Genomic DNA, 13,574 nt, shown 5'->3' on the forward strand with positions numbered 1-13,574 from the left:
GGCCAGGGGCGGGCAAGGGATCAGGCTGCCGCTCCTTTGCCGGGCGCGGGCGGGGAAAAAAGCCCCGGTCTGCCGCTGGCGGCGCAAAGAGGCGCGCAAGCGGGCCGCCCCAAAAATCTGGACGCTCCGAATACCATCGGCGGGAACCTTTCCTGTCAACAGATCCCGCAGCCACAGGGACATATTCACCCTTCCCGCGCCACGGGGATCTTGCCGTTTTCGCTGCGTTAACGCGACCTCCGCCGCCCGGTTCCCTCGTCATCGGAAAATAATCACTGTCACAGTTGTTTTCTTCACAAGGGGTTAATGCCGGATGGAACGCCCGCGAGCGGCGATGCCGGCCCGGTCTGCCGCCCGGCCTGCCTTTTGCCGCAGCGTCATTCAGGAACCATCCGCTGTCTGCTGCGTTTCAGCTTTTGCGGTGCGGCGCAAAGTCGCGTCATGAACGGGGAAATCAGGAGAGAGAACCATGGCGGTTTCCACCAAAAAGCCAGCGAAGCATCTGGAACAGGCTGGCGAGGAACTGCGCGAAGCCGCCTCGTCCGCGGTCGGGGCCGCGCGCGACGCGGGCGCCGAGGCGACACGCCGCGCGGCGAAGATCCGCGACAAGGCGGTAGATAAGGCCGAAGAGGCGCGCGACGCGCTGGAGGAAACCGGCGAGCGGCTCTCTGATCGGCTGCGCGAGGCGGCGGGCCGCGCGCGAGACAGCGTGCAGGCGGTGCCGGAACGCCTGGCCGAGGGCCTGTCGGTCGCGGTGGAGCGCGTGCGGGACGGCAGCCTCGCGGATGTGGCCTCGGACATGCGGCATATGGTGCGTAAGAATCCGGGGCTGTTCATGGCAGGGGCGGCGCTGGCGGGCTTTGCGCTGGCGCGGATCCTGTCGGCGCGCACGGGCCGCGACGATTGAGCCGGGATCCGCAAAGCGGCCCGGGGGTCAGTGCCCTGATCCTTCAGATCCTGGGTGGGGCCCTGCGTCTGATGGGCGGCGAGATCGCGCTGGCGCGGGCAAGCGCGCGGCGGGCGGTGGCGCTGGCGCTGCGGGGGCTGGTGCTGCTGGCGCTGGCGCTGGTGCTGGCCTCGCTGGCGCTCGGACAACTCGCGGATGCAGGCCATGCGGGGCTGGTGGCGGCCGGGCTCGGTCCGCTCGGGGCCTCGCTTACGCTCGGTCTGGGCCTTTTGCTGCTGGCCGGACTGCTGGCCTGGCTGGGGCTGCGGCTGATCCGCGCCGCGCCGCACGAGCCGCGCCGCAGCTTTTCCAGCCTGAGACGCGACATTCAGACCCTGATGGACCGGGAAACCCGCCCGGAAACCGATGCTTCCGAAGGAGCGAGAGATGACCGACGCGCGTGACCACGATCACCCCCGCCGGATCGAGGCCGATCTGGCCCGCGAACGCGACGAGCTGGCGCTTGCGCTGGCGGCGCTGCGCGAACGGCTGCGGCGGCCCGCCGAACCCGCCCGCAACGGCTTTGCCGCCACGGCGGCGCCGGTGGCGAAAGCCGCAGTCCGCGCGGCGCAAACCTGGCCGCTGGCCTCGGCCGTTGCGGGGGCCGGGCTGGCCTGGCTTGGCTGGCGTGCGGTGAACGGCCTGCGTGGGAAAGACGCCGATTCAGCGCCGGAATGGCTGGTCGAGGCCGGGGAACTGCATGATCGCGCCGCGAAACTGCGCGCGCGGATCGAAGAGGCCGCAGCGGCGGGGGGTCTGGACGAGGCCGGGGCGCGCGACAGTCTCGCGGAGGTGGACGAGGCGCTGAAGAAAGAGGTGCGTCGTCTGATGGGGCGTGGTCTCGACGGGCTGGAGGCCGAGGCGCGTGCCGCCGCTCTGGCCGCGAGGGAGGAGGTCTGGCAGGCGAAATACGGCGGCGGGCGCCCGAAGATCGCGGCGCTGCTGACCTCTGGTCCGGTGCTGGCGCTGGCCGGGGCGGCGCTGGCCGCGGTTATTCCGCGTGCCTCTGCGGCGAAAGACACCGAGCAGGCCGCGCGCGATGCGGTCGAGGCGGCGCGGCAGGTGATCGGGGAGGAGGCCGACCGCCTGACCGCCCTGGCGGAGGAGCTGAGCCGCAGTCTGCGCGAGGCGCTGGATGCCGCAAAGACGGGGGACGAGACCACGCGGCGCTGAATCCGTTCCCTGCCCCCGTGCCGGTGCCCCCGTGCGATCCCCCCGTGCCGGTCAGGCGATGGCATCCGCCTTTTGCGGGGCGGGGGCCGGGTCGGGATCGTCGCGGTTGTGGCTGATGGTGAAGGTGATCATCACCGTTATCCGCGGCCCCTGGTCCTCGACCGCCATGGTGGCGGAAAGCTGGTTGACGAAGCCGCGGATCAGCCGCGCGCCGATCACCGCCGGCGCGCCGGCATGTTCCCCGGTGGCATATTCGCCGGTCAGCCGCGCGCGCGCCGCGGCCGGACCCGAGACCTCCAGCCGGGCGGTGTTGCCCGCGCCGGGCACCGGGCCGAGGCGGATCAGGATCGGCGGACCCGCTTCACCGCCCGAGGGGAAGCACGACAGGATCTCGGCCAGCAGCAGCGCAAGCGGCACCGCCTGGGCCGAGCCCAGCACCAGCGGATGCAGGTCGGCGGTGATCGCATCCTTGTGGCCGGAGCGGCCGTAGATCTGATCGACGCGGCCGATCACCTCGGCCATCAGCTGATCCACCTCGACATCGGCGCCCCCGGCCATGCGGTAAAGCCCCAGATGAACGGTGGAGAGCGACATCACCCGGTTGTGCAGATCGTCGAGCACGGCGCGGATGTTCTCTTCCTCGGTCTCGCGCCGGTGCATGCGCAGGAAAGAGGCGATCAGCTGAAGGCTGTTGCCGGTGCGGTGATGCACCTCGCGCAGGAGCCCCGCCTTCTGGCGCAGCAGGTTCTCCAGTTCGGCCTCGTCGCGCAGGATGGTCGCGGTCATGGTGCGATAGGCCTCGGCGAGGCTGGCGATCTCGGCCGGCGGGTTGTCGAGATCCAGTTCCGGCATGCTGCGGCTGTCCGAGCCGAAGGCGCGCATCGCTTTGGCAAGGCGGCGGACGTGGCGCGTGACCAGCCGCTCGACGCCGAGGAAGGTCACGCCCACCCCGGTCAGCCACATCAGCGCGGGCAGCAGATAGGCGAGGGCGTTGCGCCCCAGAAAGCCGCCGTCGCGCGGCAGCGGCCAGACCCCGAGCAGGTGAAGATCATGCGTCAGCGGAACCGAGGCGAACATCCGGCGCATGCCGTCGGGGGTGGTGTCGGCGAAGCTCTGCGGCGGCGCGCTGTTGATCCGGGCCAGATCGCGGGTCGCGGGCAGATAATCCGCCGCCGCCGCGATACCCACCGAGGCATAGACCACCTCTCCGGCGCGGTTGCTGGCGATCAGCGCCAGCGGCCTCTCCGCCCCGCCCCGGGCGCTCATTTCACCGCCGGTCATCGCCGTTTCGGGCAGCGAGATCAGCACGAAGCCCATCGGCTCACCCGTGGCGGTGGCGACGGGCGACACCACCGAAATCTCGACTGCGCCCGATGAGGACCAGCCGGGGTCGCTGAAGATCTGCGGCGCGCGGGCGTCGCGCATCCGGGCGAAATGGGCAAGCCCCGTGAAATCCTGGGCCGAGCCGTCGGAGCTGCATTCCATCCGCCCCGACAGCGGCACGAAGGCGGCGCGGGCGATCCGCGGATCGGCGGCGGCATAGCTGGCCAGATGGGTGCGGCAATGCGCCATGTCGTCGCGCAGGACCGAGGCCAGAAGCTGGGCGGTGATCTGGCTGGCGCGGATCAGCCGCACCTCGCCGAGCGCCTCCTGAAGCGTGCGCCCGATCGAGGCCGCCATCGCCGTCTCATCCGCCTGGCGCTGGCTTTGCCGTGCCTGGGCCAGCGCCAGCAGGCCAAGCGGCAGCAGCGCGACCAGGATCATCGCGGCAAGCCGCAGGCCGAGGGCCGAACCGGAGCCCGCAGCAGACCCTCTGCCGGCCGCCGCGCTCATGCGGCGGTGACGGCGGACCGGCTCAGAACCGCTGCGGTCATGGTGTCGGTGCCCGAGAACAGATCCTCGCCCTCGGCCAGGCCCATAAGCTCGGCCAGGCGCGCGCGGGCGCGGCTGGCGCGGCTTTTCACCGTGCCGACCGCCACACCCATCATCCCGGCGGCCTCTTCGCAGGAATAGCCCGAGGCGCCGATCAGGATCAGCACCTCGCGGTGCTGCGGCGAAAGCTGGTCGAAGGCGCGCTGAAAATCGCTGTAGGCGAGGCGGCCGTCATGGGCGGGCTTTTCGAACATCTTCGCGGCATAGGTGCCGTCGCTGTCCTGCACCTCGCGGCGGGTCTTGCGCAAAAGCGAGTAATAGGTGTTGCGCAGGATGGTGAAGAGCCAGGCCTGGAGATTGGTCGCGGGATCGAACTTGTCCAGATTGGACCAGGCCTTGAGGATCGTTTCCTGCACGATGTCGTCGGCCATCGCCACATTGCGCGACAGGCTGATCGCGAAGGCGCGCAGACCGGGCAGGAGCGTGGCGATCTGGTCGCGCGGATCGGGGGGAGGAGCGTCATCCGCACCATCCGGCGATCCGCCCCCGGCCGCCGGTTTGCCGCGCGGGTTCATTTTGCGGCCTCACCGGCCTGAAGCCGGGCCAGAAGTTCCTTGAAACGGTCGGGCACTTCCTCGGTCAGAACCTCATCATAGACCCGCCGGAGATTCTCGTCGATCTGCGCCCTTACCGCTGAGCGATCCTTTGCCCGCCCGGGGTTGCCTGATAGCATCTTGCTCATAGTCCTGCCATTGGTTCGGGAACCAACGTCGCTTGCGCGCGTTCGGTTCCGCAGCGAGCGCGCATAATGGAGAATTTTTTTATGACCGATTCCAGGGCTTCCGCATTTTCACAATCGGTGGCCAGAGAGCTTCCCTGCCTTCGCCGCTACGCCCGCGCGCTGACCGGCAGCCAGACCAGCGGCGACAGCCATGCCCTTGCCGCGCTTGAGGCGGTGCTCTCCGATCCTTCGGCTGTTTCCGGGGCGCCTTCGCCGCGCATCGGTCTTTTCACCATCTTCCATCTGGTCTGGCAAAGCGCCGATTCCCCGGTGAGCGGCGGCGACAACCGGCTTGCCGCGGCGGCGCAGGTCCATCTGTCGCGGCTGACCCCCAATTCGCGCGAGGCGCTGCTGTTGCAGTCGATCGAGGGCTTCACCCTGGCCGAGATCGGGCTGATCCTCGGCACCGGCGAAGAGCGCGCGGGTGATCTGGTCGAGCGCGCCCTGCACGAGATGGAGCAGTCGATCCTCGGCAAGGTGATGATCATCAAGGACGAGGCGATCATCGCCATGGATCTCGCCGCCATTGTCGGCCTCATGGGCCATCAGGTGACCGGCGTTGCCCGCACCCGCGACGAGGCGGTGGCGCTGGCGTCAGGGATCCGGCCGGATCTGATCCTCGCCGATATCCAGCTTGCCGACAATTCCTCGGGGATCGACGCGGCGAACGACATTCTCGCGCGGTTCGAGGTGCCGGTGATCTTCGTCACCGCCTTCCCCGAACGGCTGCTGACCGGAGAACGGCCCGAGCCGGCCTTCCTGATCAACAAGCCCTATACCGAGGAACAGGTACGCTCGGCGGTCAGCCAGGCGATGTTCTTCTCCTCGACCGAGACGCTGAACGCCTGAAACGGGCCGGGCGCGGTGTTCCGCGCCCGGTTTCTCCGCATCACTTCAGATTGCGCACCACGTGGTCGGCGAAAGTGTCGATCATCGCGCGATAGACCCGGGCGGTGTCGATATCGGCGGCGGTCAGGTCGAAGCCCTCGCCCAGGGCGGGCATGCTGGCCTTCACATCGACCGTCAGTTCATAGCTGTCGCCCCGGCCCGGCTGCGGCGGGTCGCTGACCTTCACCAGCCCGCTCAGACGGGTGTCGGCGATGCCGATGGCCTCGGCGAAGCCGCTGGCCAGCGAAACCTCGTCGATATCGACGGTGATCATGGCGCCTTCCTCGGCGGTGCGGTCGGCCACCCGCGACAGGATCGCGGTTTCCAGATCGTTCTCCAGCGTGCCCCAGTATTCGGCGGCGGCAGCGTTCTGCACGGCGGCGATATCGACGGACACGTCGATCGACTGCACCGCATCGGCCCGGTCCTGGGCGAAGGCGGGCAGGGTCATCGCGCTGGCGGCCAGCGCGGCGGCAACGATTCGGGTAAAACGGTTCATCCGGTGTCTCCTTGATCCGGGCGCCGCGAAGAAGGCGGCGCTTGCAATGCCGGGACAACGCGGGCGCGGCGGGCGCGGTTCCTCTGCCGGGCGGCACCAAAAAGCCCGGGAACCGTGGAGCGTGTTTTGCATCACATTGAAAGATATGAACTTATCGGGAAGATCCTGCCGATGCGGGCCGGGCGCATCCCGTCGCTCTGCCGCTTTATTTGCGAAAACCTGCCGGAATCGCCGGACTCCCCTGGCGAATTCCCGCCGGTTTTAGCGCAGCCAGAGCCCCTCGCGTTTCAGCGCGTTGCGGATCATCTGTTCGCGCCGGGGCAGATCGTTGCGGTCGAACAGCGCGCGCGCCTTCCGGCCGCGGTTCTGATAGACCATCTGCTTCACCTGCGGCCAGTCGCGCAGGATGCGGCGGTTCTCCTTGTCGCCCGCCACCGCCTCCAGCATCGCCACCGCGGCGTCTGATTCCCGCGCATACAAGAGCGGCAGGCTGCGGTAATGGCAGGTGACATCGCGGTCCAGCCCCGCCAGTTCCGGCCCCGGCCGCCCGCCCCCGAACGAGGCGATCACCAGCGGCAGCGCGATCTGGTCGAGCCAGGGCCAGAGCTCCTGGCACACCAGTTCCGGCGGGCGGTTCTTGTGGATGTCGGTGGCATATTCCAGGAAACGGCTGCCGAAGGCGCGCGGGCTTTTGTGGAAGAACCAGCCCGCGTTGAAATACATATAGCGCTGCCAGTATTCGTCGGGCCAGGACAGGTCCAGCGAGGCCTGGAAATCCAGCCCGTAGCGGCGGTAGAGCGCGCCCCAGGTCTCGGCATAGCCCGGGCCGTAAAGCTCGATCTGCGGCCAGGTTCCCTCGCGCCGCATCGAGGCGGCGGGGCGGTCGAAATCGCAGGGCAGGGCCGAGACCGCGCCGGTGATCAGCGTATCGGTGTCGAGGAACAGGAAGGGCTCGTCCGGCAGCGCCGCCAGCCCCTCGATCTTGTTGCCATAGGCATAGGGCTCGCCGAAGATCCTGCTCTCGAACGGCACGAATTCGGCGCCGAGCGCGGTGAGCCGCTCGCGCAGCCCGCCCTCGGGCAGGCGGGGATCGTCGGGCCAGAGCCGGCCGGGCTGCGGCTCCATCAGCAGCAGGCGGCCCCGGAACCCCGGATCCGCGCGGCGCAGCGAAGCGGCCAGCAGCAGCGCCTCGAACCCGAGGCGGCCGCGCTGCACCACCGCGGCGATGTTGAAGGGGGCCGGTGTCATCGGGCCGGGGTAAAGCGCAAAGACAGGCAGGACATGCCGCCGTCAATCTTCGCGCATTCGGAATTGCCGATCTCGGTCAGGTCGTAGCCCGCCTTGACCAGACGGTCGCGGGTGCGCGGGAAACCGGCGGGGAACAACACCTTGCCGTTGAAGCGGATCGCATTGGCCGCAGCTTCCTCGCCCGCGGCGACCGGGATCACCCGGTAGCCGGCAAAGCAGCCCGAGGCGGCCAGCCGGTCGGTGGCCAGCACGGTTTCCTCGTCCATCAGCGAGCAGTCGGTCTTGAAATGCAGGACGCCCGGCGGGGTATGGACCTCATGCACCCTGTGGCCCCAGTCGGCGGTCAGCCGTGCCAGTTCCGCCACTCCGGCGGCATTGGTGCGCGCCGAGCGGCCGACGAGGATCCCGGTCTCGGTCATCAGGATGTCGCCGCCCTCGATGAAACTGTCCTCGCCTTCGATCCGGCGCAACTCGCCGTAGAGCGCGGCCAGATGCGGCGCCATTTCCGCGGCCTCGCCCAGACGGCTGGGCGCGCCGGGGCGCATGATCACCGCCCCTTCGGGCAGGCAGAGTGCGGTATCCTCGACGAAAACGCTGTCGGGATACTCCTCCAGCGGCGCGAGTTCGATCACCTCGGCCCCGGTCGATTTCAGCGCCGCGACATAGGCCGCGTGATGGTCGAGCATCAGTGCCAGATCCGGCGCCCCGGTGTCCACCGCGCGCAGCCCGTCCACGATGGCCGCCGAGGGCCGGCGGGTGATCGCATGGGTGAAAGTGTAGGAACGCGGCATCGTCTCTCCTGCGGCAGGGCCGCTTCATGGCTAGCCTGGAACCGGCCCGGGCGAAAGGGTTTGCTCTCTCGCGCGCGCCCCGCGGGGATCGGGCGTATGCCGCTGGCGGGGATTTTCGGAGATTGCCGCGTAATTTTTCAGATCGGTGTGGCAGGGGCGCAGAAGTCGGGCGTTTCTTTCTCCCGGCCGAATTCATGCCATTGGCCCGCCAGACCAGAAGCGAGCCTCGTCGCTTCAGCGCGTCGTTGCAGGATTTGCGGTTCGCCGTAGCTGTAGCGGGCAGGCTCAGGCTTACACCTGCCAGATACCCGAGAACATGGATCCGCAGCGGGAAGCCTGCCGACGCGCAATTTCTACACCAACGCCCCTCTCTGTTTCAGCCTGGCGGAATGCAGGTCGCCCCGTTCTTCGCATGATTGCGACGCATCTCGTCTCCGGCCCCCGCCGTCAGGCCGCAAGGCCCGGGTCATCGGTCGGCGGGGCAGCGGGCCTGATGCAGGCCTCTGCCATATGCGCCGGAGCCCGTCCGCGATGCCCCCAGGGCGCGCTGCCGGCGGGAAGAGGGGTCACGGCCCTTCCGGCCGCCCCTTCCCTTGTGCCGCCACATCGGCAAGACTGTGTTCCGGTAAGGCCCGGTCAGAGGAAGGAGGGTTGCATCAGATGTGTGAACTTTTTGCGAAGCAGGATCCCGCCCGCTATGTGCCGGTCACCCGGCGGATCCGGCTGAACGGGCAGAGCACCTCGGTCCGGCTTGAGGCCGCCTTCTGGACGATTTTGGATGAAATCGCCCGCGAGCAGGGGGAATCCACCGCGGCTTTTCTCTCGACGCTGCACCGCGAAGTGCTGGAATTCCATGGCGAGCCGGTGAATTTCGCCTCGCTTCTGCGCTGCACCTGCCTTGTGCGGCTGGAAACCGGACGTGCGGCGACGCCCCCGGCGCTGCGCGCCATCGCCTGAGGGCGCGTGACGGCGAATGTAGCATGATACTACCCGCAGGCGTCTGAACTGTCGCAGTTTTCAGCCAACCGGGGGAGAGCATGACGACAGAACGCGGAGAGGGGCCGGCGGTCAGCGCGGGCGCGCTGCTGGTGGCGATGCGGCGGATCGTCGGGCGCAATCACGTGCTGACCGGCGCGCGGGCCACGCGGCGCTATGCGACGGGGATCCGTTACGGCGGCGGCCCGGTCGAAGCGGTGGTCCGCCCCGGATCGCTGGTCGAGATGTGGCGGGTGCTGAACCAGGCCATCGCGGCCGGGCGGGTGGTGATCTTCCAGGCGGCGAATACCGGGCTGACCGGCGGCTCGACGCCCTGGGGCGCGGATTACGGGCGCCCGGTCCTGCTGATCAATGTCCTGCGGCTGACCGGCATCCATCTGCTGGGCCGGGGCCGCCAGGTGGTCTGCCTGCCCGGTGCCACGCTCGACCGGCTGGAGCGCCGTCTGAAACCGCTGGGACGAGAGCCGCATTCGGTGATCGGCTCAAGCTGTATCGGCGCTTCGGTGCTGGGCGGGATCTGCAACAATTCCGGCGGCGCGCTGATCCGGCGCGGTCCCGCCTATACCGAAATGGCGCTTTACGCCGAGGTGCGCGCCGACGGCTCGGTGGCGCTGGTCAATCACCTCGGCCTCGATCTGGGCGAGGATCCCGAAACCATTCTCGCGCGGGTCGAAGCCGGGGACCTGCCGGCGCCGGGGGCCGGGGGGGCCTGGGCCTCGGATCATGATTACGCGGCCCATGTCCGCGATGTCGAAGCCGCGACACCCGCGCGCTTCAACGCCGATCCGCGCCGCCTGCACGAGGCTTCGGGCTCGGCGGGCAGGGTCGCGGTCTTTGCCGTGCGGCTGGATACGTTCGAGGCCGAACGCGAGACGGCGGTGTTCTGCATCGGCAGCAACGATCCCGCCGAGCTGACACGGATCCGCCGCGACATGCTGACCGGCTTTGAAAACCTGCCGGTGGCCGGGGAATATATCCACCGCGAGGCCTGGGACATCGCCGCGCGCTACGGCAAGGATACCTACCTTCTGATCCGCTGGCTGGGAACGCAGCGCATCTCGGCCGTCTTCGCCCTGAAGGCGAAGCTCGATGCGCTGACCGAACGGCTGGGGCTGGGCGCCGCGCTCACCGACCGGATCGCGCAGGGTCTGTCGCGGCTGCTGCCGCAACATCTGCCGCGCCGGATGCAGGCGTTCCGCGACCGCTACGAGCATCACCTGTTCCTGCGGATGGGGGGCAGGGGGATTGCCGAGGCGCGGGACTATCTGGCGCGGTTCTTCCCCTCGGCCAGTGGCGACATGTTCGAGGCCACGCCCGCGGAAGGCGCGGCCGCCTTCCTGCACCGTTTCGCGGTGGCGGGCGCCGCCAACCGCTACCGCGCCATCCATTCCCGCGAGGTCGAGGACATCGTCGCCCTCGATATCGCTTTGCGCCGAAACGACCGCGACTGGGTCGAGGCGCTTCCCGCCGAAATCGACGGGCAGATCCTGAGGAAACTCTATTACGGGCATTTCTTCTGCCATGTGTTCCACCAGGATTACGTGGTGCGCAAAGGCACCGACTGTCTTGCGCTGGAACATGCGATGTGGGCGCTTCTCGACCGGCGCGGGGCGCGATACCCGGCCGAGCACAATGTCGGCCACCTATACGAGGCCGCGCCGGAGCTTGCGGCGTTCTACCGGCGGCTCGACCCGACCAACAGCCTGAACCCGGGTATCGGCCAGACCTCGCGCCGCCCGCATTGGCAGGATGATTGCGGCTGCCCGCCTTAAGCGCCCCGGATCGCACAGCGCCCTGCGCGCGCGGGCCGCCGGAGAGGCGCATGAGGCACGGAGCCGCAAAGTTCCTCTCGTCCTTGCAGGACGTCCCGCCTCGGCGGCGCCCGTCGAAGGCGATGCGGAGAACGGCGGGAAGGGGGTGAGGAAATGCCGCGCCTGTCCTGCGCCGCGGAAAGCCAGCCCGCCCCTGTTCGGCATCGGACGGCGCCCTGGTCGAAGGCCAGGGGCGGGGAAGGCCATATTCGGGCGCCGGAAGAGACCGACGCCTTTCCCCGAGGCGCTGCGGCAGGGCCCGCCGGGAAACAGGACGGCCTTTGCCGGGCTGACGAAACCTGAGGAACGCGCCTGTCTGCCGGGGTTTCTGGCGACGCGGAAGCCTTGACAGGACAAAAGGGGCGGAACTTTCGTTCCGCCCCTTTTTCGTGGCCGGCCCCTCGCTCAGAGGTTCTGCCGGCTCAGCTCGCCCGCGATGAATTCGGCCTGGCGGATCGCCAGCGCCACGATGGTCAGCGTCGGGTTTTCCGCCGCGCCGCTGGTGAACTGGCTGCCGTCCGAGACGAAGAGATTGGCGATGTCATGGCTCTGGCCATGTTTGTTCACCACCCCGTCGCGCGGGTTTTCCGACATCCGGTTGGTCCCCAGGTTGTGGGTCGAGGGATAGGGCGGCGTCGGGAAGGTGCGGGTCGCGCCCGCCGCGCGGTAGATCGCCTCGCCAAGCGCATAGGCATGGTTGCGCATCGCGACATCATTGGGGTGATCGTCGAAATGCACGTTCGGCGCCGGCAGGCCGAACTGATCGGTCGCCGTGGCCGAAAGCGTGATGCGGTTGGTTTCCTGCGGCATGTCCTCGCCCACGATCCACATCCCGGCCATGTTCTCGTAGCCGTCCAGCGCCGAGGTGAAGCTGCGGCCCCAGCCACCGGGATCGAGGAAGGCCGCCATGAACGGCAGGCCAAGCGCCAGCGTCTCCAGCTCATAGCCGCCGACGAAGCCGCGCGACGGATCGAGGCGCGCCTCGTCCTGGACGATCCCGGCCATGGTGGTGCCGCGCCACATCTTCACCGGCTTCTCGAACACGCCATAGACCGAGCCGGTGACGTGCCGCATGTAGTTGCGCCCGACCTGGCCCGAGGAATTGGCCAGCCCGTCGGGGAACATGGCCGAGGCCGAGTTCAGCAGGATCCGCGGGCTCTCGATCGAGTTCCCGGCGACGCAGACCACGCGGGCCTTCTGGAAATGCTGGTTGCCGTCCTTGTCGGCGTAAAGCACGCCGGTGACGCGGCCGGTGTCGTCATGCTCGATCTTCAGCGCATGGCAGCGCTCGCGCACTTCCAGGTTGCCGGTGGCCTCGCCCTTCGGAATGTCGGTATAGGCCGCCGACCATTTGGCGCCCCATTTGCAGCCCTGGAAGCAGAAGCCGGTCTGCTGGCAGGCGAGGCGGTCGTCGTAATCGACCGAGTTGATCGCCATCCGGCCGGTCGAGACCTCTTTATAGCCAAGCGCCAGCGCGCCCTTCTCCAGCACCTTGTAATTGTTGTTGCCGGGCAGGCCGGGGCGGTCGCCGGTGCGGGTCACGCCCAGCTTGGCCTCGGCCAGATCATACCAGGGCGCCATCTCGGCGCCGTCGATCGGCCAGTCGAGCAGATTGGCGCCGCCGACCTGGCCGTAATTCGTGCGCGCCTTCCATTCGTGCTCCTGGAAACGCAGCGACGCCCCGGCCCAGTGGATCGAGGTTCCCCCCACCGCCTTGACGATCCAGGCCGGCAGGCCGGAGAAATCCTTCGCCACCCTCCAGTCGCCCGAGGTGGTGCGGTTGTCGAGCCAGGCAAGCTGGCCGAAACTGTCCCATTCGTCGTTGAGGTAATCCTCGGGCAGATAGCGCCCGCCCGCCTCAAGCGAGACCACCTTGACGCCCCGTTGCGCCAGTTCGTTCGCAAGCACGCCGCCGCCCGAGCCGGTGCCGATGATCAGGACGACGGAATCGTCATTAAGGTCGAATTTCGCAACCATATCCCGGTCCTCCCTTACAGCCAGTTGATGTCGTCGAAGCCGCGGTGCAGATAGCCGCCCTGGCTGAAGGACTCGCCCTCGTAGCCGAACAGCGGCCAGACCGCCTTCTGGTTGTAAAGGCCGGTGACAAGACCGCCCCGGATCTGCTGGAAGAAGGCCGAGTTCTCCATCGCGCGCAACAATGCCACGCGGTCGTCCTCCCAGCCGATGGCGAGGTAATTCGCATGGCCCGCGCCTTCGGCCGCGGCGTTCAGCGCGGCGATCCCGGCCTCGATCCCGGGCGCGGCCTCGGGTGTGTCGTAGCCCTTGACGGCGATGACGTAGAATTCGTCCGCGATCCGGTCGTGCGGGTAGATGTCGCGCGCCATGCGGATCAGCGTCGCCATGGTCTCGGGTTTCAGCGCGGTGGCCTCATAGGCCCAAGCCGCATCGGGGGCGGCGACAAAGCCCGCGCCGACGATCATGCCGGCGGTTGCGGCGAAACTGCGGGAAATCAGCTGGCGGCGGGTCAGGGTCTGACGGCTCGGGCCGCGCCCCTCATACTGGGTGGTCATAGTCTCCTCCTTGCTGCTTTATCGGCTGGGAGTCCCCG

Annotated in this window: 15 protein-coding genes; 7 read left to right on the forward strand and 8 right to left on the reverse strand. The window is 68.4% G+C overall.

What is annotated here, in order from left to right:
- The 4 genes from XINFAN_RS22230 to XINFAN_RS10065 form a co-directional block, all read left to right on the forward strand.
- The coding region (locus XINFAN_RS22230) for a hypothetical protein (RefSeq protein ID WP_233352185.1) at nt 1-231 on the forward strand (231 nt) is incomplete at its 5' end.
- Nucleotides 232-469: 238 nt separating this feature from the next.
- Entirely contained in the window at nt 470-907 is a 438-nt protein-coding gene (locus tag XINFAN_RS21680) for a hypothetical protein (RefSeq protein ID WP_160144586.1), read from the forward strand.
- Entirely contained in the window at nt 904-1,350 is a 447-nt protein-coding gene (locus XINFAN_RS10060; protein WP_124086440.1) for a phage holin family protein, read from the forward strand. The genes XINFAN_RS21680 and XINFAN_RS10060 overlap by 4 nt, the downstream gene beginning before the upstream one ends.
- The gene (locus tag XINFAN_RS10065; RefSeq protein WP_124086442.1) at nt 1,334-2,119 is read left to right on the forward strand and encodes a hypothetical protein; all 786 of its coding nucleotides are present in this window, start codon (nt 1,334-1,336) and stop codon (nt 2,117-2,119) included. Before XINFAN_RS10060 ends, XINFAN_RS10065 begins: the two co-directional genes overlap by 17 nt.
- 51 nt (nt 2,120-2,170) lie before the next feature.
- On the opposite strand, the gene XINFAN_RS10070 is transcribed toward XINFAN_RS10065, so the two are convergent.
- The 3 genes from XINFAN_RS10070 to XINFAN_RS21685 all read right to left on the reverse strand — a co-directional run bounded on the left by XINFAN_RS10070 (nt 2,171) and on the right by XINFAN_RS21685 (nt 4,724).
- Nucleotides 2,171-3,883 carry a sensor histidine kinase gene (locus tag XINFAN_RS10070; protein ID WP_124086444.1) on the reverse strand — a complete coding sequence of 571 codons (1,713 nt, stop codon included), beginning with the start codon at nt 3,881-3,883 and terminating at the stop codon, nt 2,171-2,173.
- Between the two features lie 65 nt (nt 3,884-3,948).
- Nucleotides 3,949-4,566: an RNA polymerase sigma factor gene (locus XINFAN_RS10075; protein WP_124086446.1), complete on the reverse strand. Its 618-nt coding sequence runs from the start codon at nt 4,564-4,566 to the stop codon at nt 3,949-3,951.
- Entirely contained in the window at nt 4,563-4,724 is a 162-nt protein-coding gene (locus tag XINFAN_RS21685; RefSeq protein ID WP_160144588.1) for a NepR family anti-sigma factor, read from the reverse strand. Before XINFAN_RS21685 ends, XINFAN_RS10075 begins: the two co-directional genes overlap by 4 nt.
- A gap of 90 nt (nt 4,725-4,814) precedes the next feature.
- On the opposite strand from XINFAN_RS21685, the gene XINFAN_RS10080 reads away from it, so the two are divergent.
- On the forward strand, nt 4,815-5,621 hold the full coding sequence (locus XINFAN_RS10080; protein WP_124086448.1) for a response regulator: 807 nt from the start codon (nt 4,815-4,817) through the stop codon (nt 5,619-5,621).
- A gap of 40 nt (nt 5,622-5,661) precedes the next feature.
- Here the strand turns inward: XINFAN_RS10080 and XINFAN_RS10085 are convergent, their stop codons facing one another.
- From XINFAN_RS10085 to XINFAN_RS10095, 3 genes are all read right to left on the reverse strand, one after another.
- Nucleotides 5,662-6,159: a hypothetical protein gene (locus XINFAN_RS10085; protein WP_124086450.1), complete on the reverse strand. Its 498-nt coding sequence runs from the start codon at nt 6,157-6,159 to the stop codon at nt 5,662-5,664.
- 261 nt (nt 6,160-6,420) lie between these two features.
- Nucleotides 6,421-7,407, reverse strand: coding sequence for a GT-B fold glycosyltransferase domain-containing protein (locus XINFAN_RS10090; RefSeq protein ID WP_124086452.1), 987 nt, complete (start codon nt 7,405-7,407; stop codon nt 6,421-6,423).
- Entirely contained in the window at nt 7,404-8,198 is a 795-nt protein-coding gene (locus XINFAN_RS10095) for a dimethylarginine dimethylaminohydrolase family protein (RefSeq protein WP_124086454.1), read from the reverse strand. Before XINFAN_RS10095 ends, XINFAN_RS10090 begins: the two co-directional genes overlap by 4 nt.
- A 660-nt stretch (nt 8,199-8,858) precedes the next feature.
- Here XINFAN_RS10095 and XINFAN_RS10100 point away from each other — a divergent pair.
- Nucleotides 8,859-9,155 (forward strand): ribbon-helix-helix domain-containing protein, encoded by a 297-nt coding sequence (locus tag XINFAN_RS10100; RefSeq protein ID WP_124086456.1) that lies wholly within the window; start codon nt 8,859-8,861, stop codon nt 9,153-9,155.
- An 80-nt stretch (nt 9,156-9,235) separates the two neighbouring features.
- Nucleotides 9,236-10,966: a D-lactate dehydrogenase gene (gene dld, locus XINFAN_RS10105; RefSeq protein WP_124086458.1), complete on the forward strand. Its 1,731-nt coding sequence runs from the start codon at nt 9,236-9,238 to the stop codon at nt 10,964-10,966.
- Nucleotides 10,967-11,410: 444 nt separating this feature from the next.
- Here dld and XINFAN_RS10110 read toward each other — a convergent pair whose 3' ends face one another.
- Both XINFAN_RS10110 and XINFAN_RS10115 read right to left on the reverse strand, forming a co-directional pair.
- The gene (locus XINFAN_RS10110) at nt 11,411-12,982 is read right to left on the reverse strand and encodes a GMC family oxidoreductase (RefSeq protein ID WP_124086460.1); all 1,572 of its coding nucleotides are present in this window, start codon (nt 12,980-12,982) and stop codon (nt 11,411-11,413) included.
- Nucleotides 12,983-12,996: 14 nt separating this feature from the next.
- Nucleotides 12,997-13,536 (reverse strand): Twin-arginine translocation pathway signal, encoded by a 540-nt coding sequence (locus tag XINFAN_RS10115; RefSeq protein ID WP_124086462.1) that lies wholly within the window; start codon nt 13,534-13,536, stop codon nt 12,997-12,999.
- Nucleotides 13,537-13,574: the final 38 nt, after the last annotated feature.

The organism is Pseudogemmobacter humi, from assembly GCF_900609055.1.
Taxonomy (GTDB): domain Bacteria; phylum Pseudomonadota; class Alphaproteobacteria; order Rhodobacterales; family Rhodobacteraceae; genus Pseudogemmobacter; species Pseudogemmobacter humi.